The organism is Actinoplanes sp. DH11 (genome assembly GCF_020873875.1).
Lineage (GTDB): Bacteria > Actinomycetota > Actinomycetes > Mycobacteriales > Micromonosporaceae > Actinoplanes.
The window spans coordinates 44813-63773 of the sequence record NZ_JAHWGU010000036.1; the positions used below are offsets into that span (position 1 = coordinate 44813).

The window sequence follows — 18961 nt, forward strand, 5'->3', positions numbered from 1 at the left end:
ACAACCGCCCCCGCGATTCACCGGTTACCAGGCGAATCGCAGCGGAGCGAAGCGAAGCCAGCTAGCTCAGCACCATTTGGCCGGCCAGCAGGAAAGCACCAGTCAGCACGGCGGCCAGGTTCACCACGAGGAAGAGGCTCACCCAGAACAGGGCGGGCAGGTGGGTGAGGCGGCTGAGCTGGTCGGCGTCGGAGTCGCGCATGCGGCCGCGCCGGCGGAGCTTCTGCAACTCGAAGACCGGCCGGACACCGCCGAAGAGCAGGAACCAGACACCGGCGTACGCGAACGCGGCCTGCACCTCCGGTGAGGCGTACCAGGACACCGCGAAGACGATCGCGCCGGTGATCACCAGGGAGACCACGCCGAACAGGTTCCTGATGTTGATCAGCATGAGCAGCAGCAGCACCACGGCCAGCCAGAGCAGCAGCGTGATCCGGTTTCCGCCGAGCAGCCAGGCGCCGAGCACCCCGACCAGCGACGGGGCGATGTAGCCACCGAGCAGGGTCAGGATCATCCCGGGCCCGGTCGGGCGGCCCGCGGACAATGTCAGGCCGGACGTGTCGAACTCCAGCCGGATGCCACGCAGCTTGCGCCCGGTCAGGAGCGCGAACAGCGCGTGACCGCCCTCGTGAGCGATCGTGACGGCGTTGCGGGCGATCCGCCACACCGGGCGGAACGCGACAGCGAGGAAGCCCACCACTGCGGTGAGCAGGACGAGCAGTCCGGGCGGGTCGGGCTGAGCACCGAGGAGCTGGTCCCAGAGGTCAGTCACACCGTCGATCGACAACACGCCGGGGACTGTAGCCGATCCGGCTATGCGCGGCGGCGTGCCACCACTTTCGCGGGCTCCGGCTGTGGCCGATTCCACGTGCGGGCGACGACCACACCGCCGGCCACCACGGCCAGCACCGCGAGGACCAGGACAACCGTGAGGAGACCGGTGGCCGCGATCAGGAGCGCTACGTCGGCAACCGTGACGAGCATCCAGAGGGCGAGGGTCGGCTTACTGCCGTACCGTCGGCTGTTCATGGTGTACCTCCATCCGTGATGCTGGATGGAATACCCCGTCGTTCTGGATCTCACTCCTGACGGACTACCGCCCCTTGAACCCCTGGTAGATGGCTTCGAGGTCCTTCTTCGCGGCATCCCAGTCACCCGGCGACGTGTACCAGGCGAGGCTCCACGTGGTGTCCTCGATCTCGAAGACCCGCTTCACCACGTGCTGGTCGTTGCCGCCGCTGGTGGTGTAGGTGAACTCCCAGTCCGCCGCGTCACCCTGGTAGTCGACCTGGTCGACGCCGAGGTTGTTGTAGTTGCGGTAGTGGCCGGTGCTCTGCTCGTCCCAGTACTCCACCGGGTCGTCGAGCTCCTGATTCACCCGGTTGATGATGAGCAGCCGGTTGTCGAAGTTCACCCGCGTCTCGTCACCGCCACCGGAGACCGAGGCACCTTTCGGCACCGGCACACTGAATCCGGAGCCGTTGTAGGCCCGCCAGCCGTCCGGCACACCAGCGGCAGCCGGCGCCGAACTGGCCGGCGCCGAACTCGGTGCCGCCGGCGACCCGTCCTTGCCCGGCGCGGTGCTGCCGACCGGCGCCGGATTCCCGGTCGCCACGGCACCACCCAGCGTCGTCGGCTCCTGCGCACCCGACGCGTCGTCACCGAACGCCTGCACCACGATGATGCCGACCAGCAGCAGGAACGTCAGCACGATGCCCAGACCGATCGCCGCCTGGCGCCGGGTGAGCGTCGTACCGAGCACGGTGATCCCGCCACGGCGCTCCGGCGGCCGCATCTGCATCGGCGTCCACGCCGGCCGGCTGGGCCGGGCAAAGCCGGGTGCGGACCCGGCCTCACCGACGATGCGCGTCTCCTCGGCGGACGGGACCCGGCGAGGTCCGGGCGGCGAGAGCGGGGCGACAACGGCGGTACGGTCCACGACTGACGTCCGGTCCGCGTCGTCGTTCCGGCCGCCGCCGTTCTTTCCGGCCTTGCCTCCGCTGCCGGCCTTGCCCCCGCTGCCGGCCTTGCCGCCTCGCGCGCCGCTGCGGCTCTTGCGGTCGCTCCAAGCAACGACAGACGTCTTGTCGTCATCCGGCGTGCGCCCGGCGAGCGGCGCCATCACCGTCTTGTCATCGTCCACCGGGCGACCGGTGAGCGGAGCCATGATTGTCTTGTCATCGTCCACCGGGCGACCGGTGAGCGGAGCCATGATTGTCTTGTCGTCGTCCGCCGGCCGACCGGTGAGCGGAGCCATGACCGTCTTGTCGTCGTCCGCCGGGTGGCCGGTGAGCGGGGCCATGACGGTCCGGTCGGCATCGGCCATGTGCCCGGCGATGGGCGCCATGACCGTCTTGTCGTCGTCCGTCGGCTTCTCCGCGTCGGCGGGCTGTCCCGGCTTCCCCGCCTTGGTGGCGTCAGCATTCGTCCCTGCGGTGGCGTAGGCGCCCGCTCCTTGGGCGCCCATGCGGTCGGCGCCCTCGATGTTGGCACCCTTGCCGTCGGCACCGGCGCGGGCGGCTGCCTTGCCGTCGGCGCCCGCGCTTCCGGAGACCTTGCCGTCGGCCGTAGCGCTTCCGTCGACCTTGCCGACGGCCGTAGCGCTGTCGGCGGCCTTGCCGTCGGTGGCTGCGCCTCCGGAGACCTTGCCGTCGGTGGCAGCGCTGGAGTCCTTCGTGCTCGCGGACGTGCCGGACGTCGACACCCCGGCGGCGTCGCTCGGCGCCTTCCCGCCCGCTCCCGGCGTGGCGGGAGCGGCCAAGATCGGCTGCGCAGCGGAGTCGCTCGACTTCGCACCCGCGCCAGGTCCGATCGGGGAGGCACTCGCACCCGACTTGGCGGAATCACCCGTTCCCTGACCGGTCCCGGAGCCACCGGCGCCCTGGTTCTCTGCCGCGCCCTGGCCTGTGGCCGGAACACCCGGCCCCTGGCCCGTAGCGGAACTGCCCGTTCCCTGGCCTGTGACCGAAGCGCTCGGACCGTGATTCGCGGTCGATGCACTCGAACCCTGGTCCGTAGCGGAAACGCTCGAACCCTGCTTCACCGTCGAACCGCCGGAAGGCTGCCCAGCGGCCGAGTCGCTCGATCCGGCCTGTGCCCTGACGGCGTCCGACCCGGCCCGGTCAGCATCCTGCTGTTCAGCTGCTGGCTTCTGGTTCGCGGCTTCCGGCTTGTGACCGGCGTTCGCCGCTTCGGCTGCCGAGGTGGCAGCGGACGCGGTGGTAGCGGACGCGGCGACAGCCGACGCAGCGGCCTGTTCGGTAGCGGCTACGTGATCGGCGCCGACCTTGTTGCCCCGGTCCGACCCCTTCGCCTGAATCGTCTTTTCTTCAGCGGCACCCTCGGTCCCGGAGCTACCGGCCCCGGCGCCTTCAGCCGCAAAGCCATCAGTCGCAGCACCGTCAGTCACAGACTTACCGGCAGTCACCGACTTACCGGCCGCAGCACCGCCAGCCGCAGCGTTTCCGCCAGGCGCCGCACCGCCGGCAACCGCGTCACCGGACGTGGAACCGCCGGCCGCACCGCCGCCGGCCGCACCGCCGCCGGCCGCAGTGCTGCCAGACGCAGCGCGGTCGCCCGACTCGTCCGTGGCGGCCTTGCTCTCGCTTCCCCGCTGGTCCGTGATCCCCAGCGCGGCCTCGGCAGGCTGCTCGGCCTTCGCTGGCACAGACGACTGGGCATTTTCGGTCATCCCGATCGGGGCCAAGGCCGGAGTGGGCGTCCCTGCGGAACCCGTACCGGACGGCCGAGCCGACTCCGCGGACTCCGCGGACTTCGCGGACGACTGCCCCGGCGCCGCGGGTGACTGGCCCGGCACCGCGGGTGACTGCCCCGACGCCGCAGGTGACTGCCCTGGCACCGCGGGCGACTGGCCCGGCACCGCGGGCGACTGGCCGGGAGTGGGCTGCTGTGCCTGCGCGGGCGGGCCACCGGCCGGCATCACGGTCGTGGCCTGGGCGGCGTCGTCCGCCGGCGGGTTCACGATCGGGTAGGCGCCGGTGGCTGCGGCCAGGGAACGCTCGTGTTCGGGGGCGGCCTTCTTGCGGCGGTTCGCGGCGACGTCCGCGGCGGTGAAACCGATGCGGGTCGGGCTCGCTGACGTGGCCGGCGGTTGCGTGGGGCGGGGCGCGGCGGGGTGCACCACGCCAGGCCGGGCGCCATCGTGGCCCGCGGGGCCCCGTGGTGCGGTTGCGGGCGGGTGGCCCGTACCAGAGAAGTTCGAAGCCGGCGGCGCATCGATGCGCGTCGCGTCCAGGGGTTTCGCCGGCTGCGGGCCGCGGGCCGGCGGGTCGGACGGGGGCGGACCACCGACCGGCGCCTTGCCCGGCGCGAAGATCGGCGCACGACCGTCGGCGGGACGACCGTCGTGCGGGCGGCCCTCGACCGGACGACCGTCGTGCGGACGACCGTCGCGCGGACGACCGTCGTGCGGACGGCCGTCGACCGGGCGACCGTCGTGCGGACGGCCGTCGACCGGGCGACCGTCGTGCGGACGACCCTGCGGCGGCGTGGCGGTGACCGGCGGGCGCGGGGTGGGCACGACAGGGGCAGAACCGGTCGCGGTCCCCCAGCCGGTGCCGGGCAGAACGGGCGGGCCACCGGGGCCTGTCGGCAGCGACGGGCGCTCACGGCCGACGCCCGGCCGGCGCATGGTCGGGCTCATCGGGAAGGCGATCTTCGATCGGCGCCCGGCGGCCCGGGCCAGCAGGCGCTCGGCCTCCTCCGCGTTGATGCGGTGGGCGGGATCCTTGCGCAGCAACCCGTTGAGTACGGGCTTGAGTGGCCCGGCATTCCGCGACGGAGGAACGTTCTCGGTCGCCAGGGCCGCGAGCGTGGCGATCGCGGAGGGCCGCGCGAACGGCGACTGGCCTTCCACGGCGGCGAACAGGGTGGCGCCCAGTGACCAGAGGTCAGCGGCCGCACCGGCCGTGCCGTCGCGGGCACGTTCCGGAGCGATGTAGGCCGGGGAGCCGAGCACCAGGCCGGTACGCGTCACGTTCGGGTCGCCGGGCACTGTCGCGAGACCGAAATCGGTCAGCACCACGCGACCGTCGTGGCCGAGCAGAACGTTGCCCGGCTTGACGTCACGGTGCACGACTCCGGCCCGGTGCGCGGCGCGCAACGCGTTCAGCACGCCCAAGCCGATCTCGGCGGCCCGGACGGCGTTGAACGGTCCGTCCTGCGCCAGCGTGTCCTGAAGTGATCGGGACGCCACGTACTCCATGACGATCCACGGGTCGGCGTCCGTCCGGAGCACGTCGAAGACACGTACCACGTTGATGTTGTTGAGCCGGGCGATGGCGCGTGCCTCACGCAGTGAGCGCTCGCGCATCTCCTGCCGCTCGGCCGGGGTCAGCCCCGGCGGCGGAACGAGCTCCTTGATGGCCACGTCCCGGTGCAGGACGACATCGGTCGCCCGCCAGACACGCCCCATCCCGCCCTGACCGAGCGGCGCAACGAGCCGGTACCGATCAGCGACAACGAGTGGGGGAGAAGAAGACATCACGCAGAAAATACCTGGTTCTGTCGAGCGGCCGCGAATTGATCAGCCGAGTGTGGGACACGTGTCACCGGAACTCCGGGCACCCGTCGTACGCTCGGCTGATGAATGAGGAACCGCTGGTCAGCGTCGTACGAGGAAGCCTAGACGATCATGAGCTGGCCGCGTTGGCCGCCATCCTGACATCTCGATCCACTTCGGTCAATTCCGAAACGCCGTCACAAGCCGCATCCGACTGGCTCCGATCGGCCCGCCCCACCGGCGCGGCTCGCGGCTGGCGAGCGTCCGGCCTGCCCCGCTGACAGCCGTCCACAGGGGGCAGTCAGGCGGGGCGGGAGCGGTTAGTCTCTTCAGGGATATCCCACCTCGCATTGTGGGGGCCAGGATGATCCCTGACGAGGACCTCGGTCCGGCGTGGCTGCGCGACTATGGTCACATCGAGGCGGACATCCTTGCCCTGGAAGAGCACGGTGCGAGCCTCGCGGCCGCCGTCGAACGCGACTACGCCCCACGTGCGGTCACGGTCAGCGACACGATGCTCACCAGGCTGCCCGCCGCCGACCGTGCGTTCAGCGAATTGGACCTCTTCGTGCACGCTCACGAGCGCGCACAGGAGGTGACGTTGCAGAACGTCTACAACTACGCCAACGGGACGTACGGGTTCGCCACCGCAGCCCAGGACGTCGGCACCCGTTACGCCGACACCGACGCCCACGCCCGAGCCACCGTCGCCGACGTCCACGCCGCCCTCCGCAGAGCCGGCCTCCAATGATCGCCGCGACGGGTGGCGGCGGCGGAACCGACTGGGCCGCCCTGCGCGTCGACCAGATGTGGGCCATGATCGCTCCCCACGACACGTCCGCGCACACCAGGCTGATCGGCGGCTGGCGCCGGTCGTACGAGCTGGTGCAACAACACATCACGCAGGTCCGGCAGTACCGCGACAACCTCGCCACGGCCTGGCCCCCATCCCGAAGCCCCGCCGCAGCCGCCTACTTCACCCGCCTCGACGCCCTGCTGGCCAACCTGGCAGAGACCCAGGAAGCCGCCGCAGCCAACCACCGAGCCTTCGCCGGCGCCACCGGCGCCATCCGGTCCGCCCGGCGCGAGATGTCAGCGATAGCCCATGAACACGCGGCCAACGAGACCCTGCTGGCGGCGTACGCGGAACAGAAGCACCTCCACCAGCTCACCCCGGGCAAAGCCCGTGCCGTCCCACCGCAGAGCCCGGTGGCGGACGGCCGCCAGGCGGCGCTGGAGGCGCGAGCGAGGGCGGTGATGTCAGGTTTGAGCACGGAGCTGGCGCAGGCCCAGGTCTCCTTGGTGGTCCCCACCCCGTACGAGGCGACGCGGGCCATCACCAACAGGAACATCCGCGCCGGAGGAACGGCTGCCTCCTCCGCCACCCCACCGCTCAGCACGAAAGCCCCGAGTCTCTTCCACCAACCGACGCCTCCGGGAAGTACCAAACCGGCAGATGTCACACCGTCGCTCCATCGGCGAGGGTTGGACCGAAGTATCTCCTCCACTTCATCCCCTCATGCCACACCGATTCCGCCGACTTCTGGCGGCGGCGGGCAGGGCGGCGGCGGGCAGGGCGGCGGCAAAGGCGGCCGTGGCCCGGTCAGGACTCCAGGCCCAGGCCTATCGCCCACGATTTCTGGAGAATCCACCCTCGGGATCATTGCCGCGGCAAGCCGTAACGACCAGTCGTCAATGAGCCTTCCGGCCAGGACTTCTCCTCCCATAGCCGGCCATGTGATCGGCGCACCCCCCGGCACACCTTCTGCCGGCCGCACCACCGAGGCAATGAACTCTCGTCTGATAAATCCCGTGGGCGGCGTCATAGGAGGGACACCCCCACGGGGAAGGTCTGCCGAACCGGCGGATCGATCGGTTCCTCGTCCCCGTATCCAGGGTGACACCTGGCATGTCCCGGTGAGCGTCGATCCCGTCCTGCAGCCACGGCCGCAGCGGCCCATCGATCCCGGCCCGGCCATCGGACGTACCTGATCATGCATCGGTTGACGGCGACTACAGCAAGGGTTGCCGTCGCCTTGGTGCTGTCCACCAGCCCGCTGATTCACATGGATGCCGGTTCAGTGCGCGGAGACCCGTGGCACTTCGAACATCTGCGACTCTGGCGCGCGCACGGAATCAGCACAGGCTCTTCGATAGTCATCGGACTTCCTGACAGCGGCGTATCCCCGCACCAGGATTTTGCTCGAAACATCCTCTCGGGCACGGACATCACCGCGAAGGGCGGGGGCTCAGGTCAACGTGACCAACTCGGGCACGGAACAGGAATGGCGGGATTGATAGCCGGTCACGGCGAGAGGAATGGAGTGACAGGTGTCGCGCCGGCGGCGAAGATCTTGCCGATCCGGACTTTCCGGGTCGCGCCCCAAAGCCACGCCCTGGCACTCGGCATCCGGTGGGCCGGAACCCATGGAGCACAGGTGATAAACGTATCCCTGACCACCGCGCCGTCCAGAGATCTGGAAGATGCCATCTCTCTGGCGCAAGCACGGGACGCACTTGTCATCGCAGGCTCAGGAGACAGCTCCACGGGCGTCCTGCTCGGATACCCGGCTGCGATGCCTGGAGTGCTCGCGGTAGGAGCCCTCGGCCGAGACGGCGAGCACGCCGATTTCTCAGTGACCGGGCCGAAGGTGGAGATCTGCGCGCCGGGCGTCGGGTTGGTCACCACCGGGCCTGATGGCGACTACCGGGAGGTGGACGGGACTTCGGCCGCGACGGCGATCGTCTCCGGGGCCGCGGCCCTTGTCCGCTCGAAATTCCCCGCGTTGTCGGCTCCGGAGGTTGTTCACCGGCTGACAGCCACGGCCACCGACATCGGGCCTCCCGGCCGTGACGACGAGTGCGGCCATGGGGCGCTCAACATCGTCAAGGCTCTGACCGCCGACATCCCTCGCGCGTCCGCCGAACCTCCGACTCCCGAACCCCCGGCTCCCGGACCCCCGACTCTCGGACCCGCCGCCGCAGCGCCCCCGGCCGGACAGCCCGGAAGTCGCCGTTTCCTGACGGTCGCCGCCGTCTCCACGGTGGTCGCCACCACCGGCGCCGTGCTTGCCTACCTCGCAAGCACCCGACCCCGAACCCGCCGGCGCCCCTGACCCGGCAACCGAGGTCCGCCCACCGGGTCCCATCCCCGGGTGGCATCGTCCCTGCCGAGATGTTGATCTGCTGGCGCTACGAAATCGCTGTGATCATGGGCCTTGGACCGCGATTTCGCATCGCTAGCAGATCAACTTCGCCGTGGACGCGACCGAGCGGCCGGAAGCGGCCGGGAGCGGCCGGGACCGGCCGGAAAGGCCGGGACACCCACGAACCCGGCCTGAACGGCGGAAACATGGCGCTTGAGCCCACTTCCGCCCACCCGGGCCTTGTAGGCTCCCTTCCCGTGCAGACCGACATCGCGTACCGCTTGATCCTCGCCTCGGCCAGCCCGGCACGTCGGGCGCTTCTCACCGGCGCCGGGATCGATGCCGAGGTCATCGTGAGTGGCGTGGACGAAAGTGTCGTCGAGGCCGAGGACGCGTACACCTTGTGTCTCGCGCTGGCCCGGATGAAGGCACGCACCGTCGCCGCCGACCTGCCTGCCGACCCGGGGGCACTGGTGCTGGGGTGCGATTCGGTGCTGGCGTTCGAAGGGGAGATCTTCGGGAAGCCGGCCAGTGCCGAGGAAGCCGCGAAGCGGTGGTCGGTGATGCGCGGCCGGTCGGGGGTGCTGCACACCGGGCACCACCTGACGGGGCTGGTCAGCGGCTTGCAGGCGGAGGCGGTCGGCACCACGGTGGTGCATTTCGCCGATGTCAGTGACGCGGAGATCGAGGCGTACGTGGCTTCCGGCGAACCCCTCCAGGTGGCGGGCGCGTTCACGCTCGACGGCCGGGGTGGCGCGTTCGTGGAGCGGATCGAGGGCGACCCGGGCAACGTGATCGGCCTGTCGCTGCCGCTGCTTCGTACGCTCCTGGCCGAGATGGGCGTGCCGATCACCCGGCTTTGGCGGAACTGAAAGCCCGGAGCGACCGTTAGGCTCTAGCCGTGCGGAAGATATTGATCGCCAACCGTGGCGAGATCGCCCTCCGGGTGATCCGGGCCTGCAAGGACGCCGGCCTCACCAGCGTCGCCGTTTACGCCGACAGCGACCGGGACGCGCTGCACGCGCGCCAGGCCGACGAGGCCTACGCGCTGGACGGAGAGTCCGCCGCCGACACCTATCTGCGCATCGACAAGTTACTGGCGGTGGCGGAGCGCAGTGGTGCCGACGCGGTGCACCCGGGGTACGGGTTCCTGTCCGAGAACGCCGAGTTCGCCCAGGCCGTACTCGACAAGAACCTGATCTGGATCGGTCCCTCCCCGCAGGCGATCCGCGACCTGGGTGACAAGGTCACCGCGCGGCACATCGCGCAGCGTGCCGGGGCCCCGCTGGTGCCGGGCACGCCCGACCCGGTGGCCGGCGCGGACGAGATCATCGCGTTCGCGGAGAAACATGGCCTGCCGGTGGCGATCAAGGCGGCGTTCGGCGGTGGTGGCCGGGGGCTCAAGGTGGCACGCACGGTCGAGGAGATCCCGGCGCTGTTCGAGAGCGCGACCCGCGAGGCAGTGGCCGCTTTCGGTCGCGGCGAGTGTTTCGTGGAGCGTTACCTGGATCGGCCCCGGCATGTCGAGGCGCAGGTGCTCGCGGACACGCACGGCAACGTCGTGGTGGTCGGCACCCGGGATTGTTCGCTGCAGCGCCGCCACCAGAAACTGGTGGAGGAGGCACCCGCACCGTTCCTCTCCGCCGAGCAGCGCGCCGAGATCCACCGGAGCGCGAAGGCGATCTGCCGTGAGGCCGGCTACTACGGCGCGGGCACGGTGGAATACCTGGTCGGCCAGGACGGGACGATCTCGTTCCTGGAGGTCAACACGCGTCTTCAGGTGGAGCACCCGGTCAGCGAGGAGACGACGGGCATCGACCTGGTGCGCGAGCAGTTCCGGATCGCCGCCGGCCTGCCGCTGGCGTTCGCCGAGGATCCGGTGCCGCGCGGTCACTCGATCGAGTTCCGCATCAACGGCGAGGACGCGGGCCGCGGCTTCCTGCCCGCGCCGGGCCAGGTCACCGCGCTGACCTGGCCGTTCGGTCCGGGTGTGCGGGTCGATTCCGGCGTCGAGCAGGGCAGTGTGATCGGCGGCAACTTCGACTCGATGCTCGCGAAGATCATCGTGACGGGCGCGACCCGGGCCGAGGCTCTGGAGCGGGCCCGGCGGGTGCTGGACGAGACGGTGATCGAGGGTATCGCCACGGTGCTCCCGTTCCACCGCGCGGTGGTCCGCGACGACGCGTTCACCGGCGAGCCGTTCACCGTGCACACCCGCTGGATCGAGACCGAGTGGGACAACACGGTGCCGCCCTTCACCGCCCCGGCGGCGGCTTCCGCCGAGGCGGCCGAACGGGAGACCGTCGTGGTCGAGGTGGGCGGGAAACGCATCGAGGTGCGACTTCCGAAAACCTTTCACAGCGGTACGGGGTCGTCAGCACCCAAACGCACCTCGACCCGTCACCGGGGCTCCCAGGGCACCGCGTCCACGGTCACCGGCGCCGGTCTCACCGCCCCGATGCAGGGCACCATCGTCAAGGTGGCCGTGCAGGACGGTGACGAGGTCGCCGAGGGCGACACCATCGTGGTGGTCGAGGCCATGAAGATGGAGCAGCCGTTGCAGGCCCACCGGGCCGGCACAGTCTCCGGCCTCACCGTGGAGGTCGGCGCCGCCATCACCGCCGGCACGGTGATCTGCGAGATCGGCTGACCCAGGCCCGTCCGCCACGCCGACGGGGCCGGTCGTCCTTGCGAGCCGGCCGGCCTTGCGGCGCCCCAGCCGGGCCGTCACGCGACCGGACAGCCGCCGCCTCGTTGGGCCCTCGGGCCGGCACTGCCGGCCCCGCAAGACGCTGCTGAGGGGGCGGGCCGCCGATACGGGACCTACCGGCGCCCCGCGACCGCGTCGCCGGATCCGCGGGACCCGGTGGCGCGGGCAGTCCCACCGTACGCCGCGGCCCCGGCCGGCACCGAAAACGGGGCGCGCGCGGATGAACTCGCGCCGTACCGTGTCCGTCATCACGGCTGCACCTCGTCCGCCCGGGCGCATGCTGAGATCAGACAATTCCGCAGCACAGCGCACTCTCAGCTACGGCCACGCAGAATGCCGTGAACCCTGAAGCCGCGAGGTGACCCGAGCCGATGACCGAATTGTTGACGATGCTGGCAACGCCCGCGTGGGCATACCTCGCGCTGTTCGGTTTCCTGGCCGTGGACGCGCTGGTGCCGGTGGTACCCATCCAAGCCATCATGATCACTTCCGGGGCGCTCACCGTCTACGGAAATCTCGATCTCGCCCTGGTGATCGCGCTGGGGGCGATCGGCATGTTCACCGGTGACGCCGTCGCCTTCGTCCTGGGCCGGTCGACAGGTGCCCGTTTGAGCGCCCTGCGTGACAGGTTCGCGCCGCGCGGCGACGACGGCGCCGAACCGGGCCGGACCCGGCGGGCGGCCGAGCGGTTCACCCGCGGGCTGCGCCGGCCGGGACCGCTGGTGATGCTGCTGTGCCGGTTCGTGCCGGGCGGCCGGATGGCTTCCGGCTATCACGCCGGCCGGTCCGGTTACCCGGTGAAGCTCTTCGTGGCCTACGACGGCCTGGCCTCGCTCTGCTGGGCGGGTTACGGCGGCCTCGTCGGCCACCTGGGCGGCACCGCGATCACCCAGTCCGCCTGGCGGCTGTTCGCGATCGCCGCGACCGCCGCCGTGGTGTTCGGCACAGCGGGCTGGATCCTGGCCCTCTTCGGCGGCGGCCAGGCCACCGCCGACGAAGGCACCCGGCCGGCCGCCGTCAAGGAAAGCGACCGGCGGGCCACGACGGCGGCCGCGAAGGAGCCCGGCCCGGACGGGTCAGGCGCGGACGAGCCCGTTACTGGATCTCGTGCTGCATCAGCTGCCGCGCCGCTTCCGCGATCGACCCGGAGAGCGACGGGTAGATCGTGATGGTGTGCGCCAGCTGATCGACCGTCAGGTTGTTCTCGATCGCCATGGTGATCGGCAGGATCAGCTCGCTCGCCTTCGGCGCCACCACGACACCGCCGACGATCTGGCCGGTCGCCGGGCGGCAAAAGAGCTTCACGAACCCGTCCTGCAGGCCGGCCATCTTGGCCCGGGCGTTCCCGGTCAGCGGCAGCATCACCTGGCGGGCCGGGGTGCGCCCCGAGTCGACCTCGTTCTGCGAGACGCCGACGGTGGCGAGTTCCGGGTCGGTGAAGACGTTCGCCGAAACGGTCCGCAGCCGCAGCGGCGCCACCGCCTCGCCCATGGCGTGCCAGATCGCGATCCGGCCCTGCATCGCGGCGACACTCGCCAGCGGCAGCACGCCGGTGCAGTCACCGGCCGCGTAGATGCCCGGCACGTTTGTCCGCGACACCCGGTCCACGGTGACGTAGCCGCCGTCGCCGACCGCCACGCCGTACTCCTCCAGGCCCAGCGACGCCGTGTTCGGCACCGCGCCGACCGCGATGAGCGCGTGCGAGGCCTCGATCACCCGGCCGTCCCCGAGGGTGACCTCCACACCGTCGCCGGTGTTCACCACGGACTTGCCCCGGGCCTGGCTGAGGATCGTCATGCCGCGGTCCCGGAACACCCGCTCGATCGCCATGGCGGCGTCGGCGTCCTCGTGCGGCATCACCCGTTCGCGGCTGGAGACCAGGGTCACCTGCACGCCCATCGCCAGGTACGCGCTGGCGAACTCGGCGCCCGTCACGCCGGAACCGATCACCACCAGGTGGCTGGGGAGCTCGGTCAGGTCGTACACCTGACGCCAGTCGAGGATCCGCTCGCCGTCCGGCCGGGCGGTGGGCAGGACCCGCGGGGTGGCACCGGTCGCGATCAGGACGGTGGTGGCCTCCACCGCGTACTCCGTGCCGCCCTCCGGGGTGATCAGCACCTGGTGGGTGTGTCCCAGCCGGTCCTCGCCGAGCCGTGCCCGGCCCCGGATGACCTCGACACCCGCCTTGATCAGCTTGGTCTGGATGTCGCCGGACTGGGCAAGCGCCAGCTTCTTGACGCGCTCGTTGACCGTGACGGCGTCGACGCTCACCCCGTCGAGGCCGGCGGAGCGGATGCCGAACCGCTCGTTGTGGCGATAACCGGTCATCACCTCGGAACTGGCGATGAAGGTCTTGGAGGGGACGCAGTCGGTGAGCACGCAGGCGCCACCGGGACCGTCCGCCTCGACGAGGGTGACCTCGGCACCCAGTTGGGCCGCGACGAGAGCGGCCTCATATCCGCCCGGTCCCCCACCGATGATGACAATCCGACTCACGACTACCCGACCTCCAGAAGCGGCTCGGTTCTCCCCGCCGGAGAAAACCCGCACAAAACCCATTAGACGTGCCGACACGCACGTTCCATATTCTCACTACCCCCGACTACGGCTATCGTCGTCGCCGTGCGTCACTACGCCGCGTATGGCTCGAACCTGGATCCCGCCCGCATGCGGGCCTACTGTCCGCACTCGCCGATGGTTGGCGTGGGGTGGATCGAAGGCTGGCGCCTCACCTTTGCCGGTGAGGGAGAAATGGGCTGGGAGGGAGCGGTCACCACGATTGTCGAGTCACCCGGTGACCGGGTGTTCGTCTCGCTCTACGACGTCCACCCCTGGGACGCCACCCAGCTCGACGAGGTCGAGGGGGTGACCGCCGGGACGTACCAGAAGGTCACCGTGCGTGTATCGACCCTTGACGGAGACGTCTCGGCCTGGGTCTATGTCTTCGCCGGTTACGAGGGCGGCCTGCCCACCGCGTGGTACCTCTCCGAGATCGCCAACGCGGCGGAGAAGGCGGGCGCGCCCGACGACTACGTCCACGAGCTGCGCGGGCGCCCCACCGGGACGTCGTCACCGGAGGTCTGAGGCCGCCGGCACCGTGGTCTCGTAGACGTTCGCCCGATACAGCGCGGTCATGCCCACCTTGCGGTAGAGGCTCGCGGCGTCGGTCGGGTTCGCCAGGTCGACGCCGAGACCGGCTTTGGCGCGGCCCTGCGCCGCGTAGACGGCGAGGGCCCGGCGCAGCAGGGCCTCACCCACACCCCTCTTGCGGTACGGCCGGAGCACGCCGAGTGACTTGACCCAGCCCTCGTCGTTCTCGTCGTCGCCGCCCGAGCCACCGGACTGCAACGCGCCTGCGATCACCCCGTCGGTCTCGGCGACGAACCACTCCGCGAAGTCGACCCCGGACTCGGCCAGAAACTGCTCCCGCCAGTCCGGGTAGGCCAGGGCCCGGTGGTCGGAGTCCTGGAAGGCCGCCTCGATCACCGCGTGGAACTGCCGCATCTCGGTTTCGTCGCCGGCCCGCACCGGCCGGATCAGCACCCCCGCCGGCGGCTCGGGCGGTTGCGGCGAGACACCGGCCAGCGGCATCTGCATCCGGGCGTGCTGTTTGCGGAAGGTGAACCCGGCGTCGGTGAGCGCGTCGATGTACCGCGTCTCGGTGGGCACGGCGGCGGCGCGCACCGCGTACACCTGATGGCCGAGCTCGGCCGCCCGCTCCGCCATCCGCGCCATCATCAGCCGCAGCAGCGGCCGCTGCGCCGGCAGCCCGATCTCCGGGTGGACGTAGACCTCGACGAAGTCCCGGGCCTTGCCGGTGGGGTTGCGCGGGTAGGCCCACCCGGCGATCCGGCCACCGTCGTCCAGGACCAGCCAGCTGTCCCGGTTCATGTCGGTGTGCGGCCCGGTCAGCTCCTCGTGCACCTCGTCGAGGGTGAAGTCCGCCTCCCCCACCGCGGCGATGTCACTGGCGTGCACCATCTCGAGGATCCGGGGCGCGTCGTCGAGGGTGGGCCGGCGCAGCGTCCACCCGGCGGGAAGCTCGGTCATGACCGGCATCATGACCACGGCCGCCGCCGGCTGCCAACCGGATTTTCAGCGCGCCAGCCGGTGTGTCAGCGACTCCAGCAGCCCGGCGAACTCGACCCGCTCGCCCCGGTCGAGCGTCGCGTAGGCCTGCCCGGCCAGCGAGTCGGCCACCGCCTCGGCCCACATCAGGCGACGGACCAGCGGGCCGGCGTGCGGGTAGGGCGGCTGCCACCCGAACGCGACGGCACCGGTCTCCCCGTCCGGCCCGGCGATGATCGCCTCGAGCGGGGTGAGGCCACTGGCCCGGACCGCGATGACGTGCACTCCCTGCCGGTGCTCGTGCAGCAGGTGCAGCAGCGCGGCGGCCCGGGCGCCCGGCGCCGGGTCGGGCACCGGCATCGCGCGCCACGCGGCGAACAGCGGCAGCCCGGCCGCGTCCACGCCGTCCACCACCCGGCCGGCCAGCTCGACCAGCCGGGCCAGCCGGGGGAACGCGCCGAGGTGCTCAGCACCCCAGGCGCAGAGCTCGTGCAGGTGCCAGGTGGCGACTTCGACCGGCGCGGAGGTCTTCGCGGTCGCCTCCCAGCCGTCGGTGACCGCCTCGGGCGCGATGAAGGCGAGCGCGGAGGCCACCGTCTCCGGCCGGACCTCGCCGAGCGCACCCGCGCGCGCCGACACGTGGTACGCCCAGCCGGACAGACCGAGCAGGCGGGCACGACGCAACGTCTGGGGTGATTCCGCGAAGGCTCCGACGATGGAGGCGAGGCTCGCCTTGGCGTTGGCGGCAGCCTGTTCGGGGGTCACCTGCCCGATTCTGCACTCCCTGACCGGTTAAAGAAAACGCTCCCTGTGAGTTCCTTCCGCCACGACCCCGGCCGGGCCGCGGGCTCCTACGGCTCGGTGTCGAGGTCGTCGAGGGCGGCCTGGACGTCACCGACCCGGCGGCGGGCCGCGGCGGCCTCCCGTTCGGCGGTGCGCCGGGCCAGTTTGCGCCGGGCCACGTCGGCCACCGCCTCGGTGCGCCGCCGTTCCAGCTCGGCGAGTTCGGCGTCCAGGTCCTCGACCAGGTGACCGGCGTCCCGCTCGGCCGTCTCGGCGCGTTCCAGCTGGTCGTCGGCGCGCCGCTCGGCGGCCATCGCCATGCCCAGTTCCCGATCCAGTTCCCGGCGCCGCCGCTCGGTCTCGCGCCGCCGCTGGTCGCTCTCCCGGCGCCGCTGCTCGGCCGCGGCCCGCTCCCGGGCGGAGACGCGTTCCCCGGGCGGCGCGTCGGGCCCGGCATCAGGCCCGGCATCAGGCCCGGCGCCCGGTCCGGCGTCCGGCTCGATCGCCGGAAGCGGATCGTCGTCGGTCACCAGCCGCAACCGGGGGCGCGGCACCTCACCGAACCCGGCGTACGTCGCCGCCCGGATCAGTCGTCCGGTGCGCACCTGTGCGGCGATCTCCGGCTCGGCCAGCGCCGCGGTCAGTGTCGACTCGACCTCGCCCAGCGGCAGCCGGGCCGCCGGGGTGCCGGCGGCCACGGCCAGTTTGCGGGCCGCCCCGACGAGCGCGGAGACGAACTGCCGGCGCTGCGTGGACAGTTCCCGCAGCTGATCGCCGTGCAGGTCGCGCTGGGCGGCACGCAGGGCGGCGGAGAGCTCGACCAGTTCGTCGATCAGGTCGGGGCGTTTGAGGGCGAGCAGGTTCACCACCCAGGCGGCCACGGTCGGCTTCTTGAGCGCGGCGAGGCGTTTGGCGGTGTCCCGGTCGCCGGCCTTGCGGGCGTCCTGGATCGCGGCGGCCCGGGCCGCGACGAAACCGTCCGGTGGCTCCTCGTAGAGCCGCCGGACGACGCTGTCGGTTCCGGTCACCACGTCAGTCGAGCACGCTGCCGGGAGCGAGCTGCTCGTACCTGGTGTTCGAGAACTCCGTCAGGTGCTTGCCGTAGATGGCCGACCCCCGCTCGTTCAGCAACCCGTCGTGCAGGGCGTAGGCGCGGCCCGGCCGGACCGCCCGGACGAACTCCAGCGACTCGGCGATCGTGGCCCAGGGCGCGTTCAGCGGCGCGAAGAGGGTGTCCACCGCGACACCGTCCGGTCGCACGAACGAGTCACCCGGGTGGTAGACGTTCGTGGACCCGTCGTCGATCAGGAAGCCCAGGTTCGCGAAGACCGGCATGTACGGGTGGATGATCGCGTGCTGCCCGCCGTAGGCCCGGACCCGGAACCCGGCCGCCTCGAACTCCTCGCCCGTCGTCACCGCCGTGGTCACCTCGGCGACGTCGGTCAGCAGCGTCAGCACCGCCTCGTGCGCGAAGATCCGCAGCTCCGGTCGCCGGGCGGCCGCCGCGACGACCGCCGGCACGTCCACGTGGTCGGGGTGCTCGTGGGTGATCAGCACGGCGTCCGCACCGGCCAATGCGGACACCTCGGAGAATTCGCCGGGATCCACCACGAGAACCCCCGCACCCTCCAGCCGCAGGCATGAATGCGTGTACTTCGTGATGCGCACGCCGACTCCTCGCTGCTCAATCGTGACCGTTCAGCAAGCAGTCTGCCGGAACGGAAGACCTGTGGCACACGTCCCAGCGGTCAGGCACGAGGAGACAGCGGTCAGGCACGGGAGATCGGAGCGAGGATGCACGAGCGGGGAACCACCAGGCTTGTCGTGGCAGCACTGCTCACGGGTGCGCTGCTGGCCGGTTGCAGCGGCGGCGCCGACGATTCCGGCGGCTCGGCCGCCACCCAGGCCGAACCGGCGAACGGCGCCGCCGAGGCGCCGGCCGCCGAGCTCGGCGCGGCCGATCAGGGGTCGGCGAACGGCCCGGCGAACAAGGGTCAGAACACCACGGCGCAGGCACCTGACCTGCGGGTGGACCAACGCTCGATCATCTACACCGGCTCGATCACCGTCCGGGTGGAGAACGTCACCACGGCCGCCGCGCAGGTCACCGGCATCGCCTCGGCGGCCGGCGGGTTCGTCGGTGGCGACGAGCGGCACAGCGGCACCGGCGCGGACACCGCGAACCTCACCCTGCGGGTGCCCGCCGACAAGTTCAGCTCGGTCGTCGATCAGCTCGCGGAGCTGGGCGACGAGGAGGTTCGCGGGATCAACACCGAGGACGTCACCGAGCAGGTCGTCGACCTGGACGCCCGGATCTCGGTGCAGAAGGCCCGGCTGGAGAGCGGCAAGAAGCTGCTCGCCCAGGCGAAGTCGCTCGACGACCTGGTGATGCTGGAGCGCGAGGTGGCCACCCGGGAGGCCGACCTGGCCTCACTGGAGGCGAAGAAGCGGCGGCTCGCCGACCTGACCGCGCTCTCCACCATCACGGTGGTGCTGCTCGACCCGGAGGCGACCCGGGCCGACGACGGCGACGAGCCGCCGGGCTTCCTGGCGGGTCTCGCCGGCGGCTGGAACGCGCTCGGCGCGTCGATGGCCGTGCTGGCGACCGTGCTGGGCGTGCTGCTGCCCTGGCTGGTCGTGATCGGCGTGCCGGCCGCCGCGGTCGTGGTCGGGGTCCGGCGTTACCGGCGACGGCAACTGCCGCCGCCGGCCGCGAGTTCCTGACGGCCCCGG

General features: G+C 71.3%; 15 protein-coding genes and 3 pseudogenes. 10 read left to right on the forward strand and 8 right to left on the reverse strand.

Translation table 11 applies throughout. The features are described 5' to 3' along the window. Window positions 1-61 precede the first annotated feature (61 nt). The 3 genes and pseudogenes from LPA41_RS35815 to LPA41_RS43410 all read right to left on the reverse strand — a co-directional run. Window positions 62-790: a M50 family metallopeptidase gene (locus LPA41_RS35815; protein WP_229075696.1), complete on the reverse strand. Its 729-nt coding sequence runs from the start codon at window positions 788-790 to the stop codon at window positions 62-64. A gap of 23 nt (window positions 791-813) precedes the next feature. Next, window positions 814-1029: a hypothetical protein gene (locus LPA41_RS35820; RefSeq protein ID WP_229075697.1), complete on the reverse strand. Its 216-nt coding sequence runs from the start codon at window positions 1027-1029 to the stop codon at window positions 814-816. Window positions 1030-4063: 3034 nt separating this feature from the next. Continuing rightward, window positions 4064-5503 (reverse strand): annotated as a pseudogene (locus LPA41_RS43410) (protein kinase); the annotation flags it as partial. A gap of 101 nt (window positions 5504-5604) precedes the next feature. Here LPA41_RS43410 and LPA41_RS43415 point away from each other — a divergent pair. The 8 genes and pseudogenes from LPA41_RS43415 to LPA41_RS35855 all read left to right on the forward strand — a co-directional run bounded on the left by LPA41_RS43415 (window position 5605) and on the right by LPA41_RS35855 (window position 12546). Continuing rightward, window positions 5605-5802 carry an acyl-CoA carboxylase subunit epsilon gene (locus tag LPA41_RS43415; RefSeq protein ID WP_374238252.1) on the forward strand — a complete coding sequence of 66 codons (198 nt, stop codon included), beginning with the start codon at window positions 5605-5607 and terminating at the stop codon, window positions 5800-5802. An 83-nt stretch (window positions 5803-5885) separates the two neighbouring features. Continuing rightward, complete coding sequence (locus tag LPA41_RS35830) at window positions 5886-6272, forward strand: hypothetical protein (protein WP_229075698.1); 387 nt, start codon at window positions 5886-5888, stop codon at window positions 6270-6272. Then, complete coding sequence (locus LPA41_RS35835; RefSeq protein ID WP_229075699.1) at window positions 6269-7513, forward strand: hypothetical protein; 1245 nt, start codon at window positions 6269-6271, stop codon at window positions 7511-7513. The genes LPA41_RS35830 and LPA41_RS35835 overlap by 4 nt, the downstream gene beginning before the upstream one ends. Window positions 7514-7560: 47 nt before the next feature. Next, window positions 7561-8637 carry a S8 family serine peptidase gene (locus LPA41_RS35840; protein ID WP_229075700.1) on the forward strand — a complete coding sequence of 359 codons (1077 nt, stop codon included), beginning with the start codon at window positions 7561-7563 and terminating at the stop codon, window positions 8635-8637. 287 nt (window positions 8638-8924) lie between these two features. After that, window positions 8925-9539 (forward strand): nucleoside triphosphate pyrophosphatase, encoded by a 615-nt coding sequence (locus tag LPA41_RS35845; RefSeq protein WP_229075701.1) that lies wholly within the window; start codon window positions 8925-8927, stop codon window positions 9537-9539. Window positions 9540-9568: 29 nt separating this feature from the next. Beyond that, window positions 9569-11036, forward strand: a pseudogene (locus tag LPA41_RS35850) (acetyl/propionyl/methylcrotonyl-CoA carboxylase subunit alpha); the annotation flags it as partial. A 68-nt stretch (window positions 11037-11104) separates the two neighbouring features. Continuing rightward, a pseudogene (locus LPA41_RS43420) lies at window positions 11105-11317 on the forward strand (acetyl-CoA carboxylase biotin carboxyl carrier protein subunit); the annotation flags it as partial. A gap of 431 nt (window positions 11318-11748) precedes the next feature. Next, a complete protein-coding gene (locus LPA41_RS35855) occupies window positions 11749-12546 on the forward strand; it encodes a DedA family protein (protein WP_229075703.1) in 798 nt (265 codons plus the stop codon). On the opposite strand, the gene LPA41_RS35860 is transcribed toward LPA41_RS35855, so the two are convergent. Further along, window positions 12473-13873, reverse strand: a complete 1401-nt coding sequence (locus LPA41_RS35860) for an NAD(P)H-quinone dehydrogenase (protein WP_229075704.1) — start codon at window positions 13871-13873, stop codon at window positions 12473-12475. The genes LPA41_RS35855 and LPA41_RS35860 overlap by 74 nt on opposite strands. Window positions 13874-13999: 126 nt before the next feature. Between LPA41_RS35860 and LPA41_RS35865 the strand changes: the two genes are divergently transcribed. Beyond that, entirely contained in the window at window positions 14000-14461 is a 462-nt protein-coding gene (locus LPA41_RS35865; protein WP_229075705.1) for a gamma-glutamylcyclotransferase, read from the forward strand. On the opposite strand, the gene LPA41_RS35870 is transcribed toward LPA41_RS35865, so the two are convergent. The 4 genes from LPA41_RS35870 to LPA41_RS35885 form a co-directional block, all read right to left on the reverse strand. Further along, window positions 14447-15427, reverse strand: a complete 981-nt coding sequence (locus LPA41_RS35870) for a GNAT family N-acetyltransferase (RefSeq protein WP_229075706.1) — start codon at window positions 15425-15427, stop codon at window positions 14447-14449. The two genes, LPA41_RS35865 and LPA41_RS35870, sit on opposite strands and share 15 nt — an antisense overlap. A gap of 45 nt (window positions 15428-15472) precedes the next feature. Beyond that, entirely contained in the window at window positions 15473-16210 is a 738-nt protein-coding gene (locus LPA41_RS35875; protein ID WP_229075707.1) for a hypothetical protein, read from the reverse strand. An 86-nt stretch (window positions 16211-16296) separates the two neighbouring features. Next, on the reverse strand, window positions 16297-17259 hold the full coding sequence (locus LPA41_RS35880; protein ID WP_374238253.1) for a hypothetical protein: 963 nt from the start codon (window positions 17257-17259) through the stop codon (window positions 16297-16299). Window position 17260: 1 nt separating this feature from the next. Next, a complete protein-coding gene (locus LPA41_RS35885) occupies window positions 17261-17896 on the reverse strand; it encodes an MBL fold metallo-hydrolase (protein ID WP_229075709.1) in 636 nt (211 codons plus the stop codon). Window positions 17897-18022: 126 nt separating this feature from the next. Here LPA41_RS35885 and LPA41_RS35890 point away from each other — a divergent pair, with 126 nt between their 5' ends. Continuing rightward, on the forward strand, window positions 18023-18952 hold the full coding sequence (locus LPA41_RS35890) for a DUF4349 domain-containing protein (RefSeq protein ID WP_229075710.1): 930 nt from the start codon (window positions 18023-18025) through the stop codon (window positions 18950-18952). Window positions 18953-18961 lie beyond the last annotated feature (9 nt).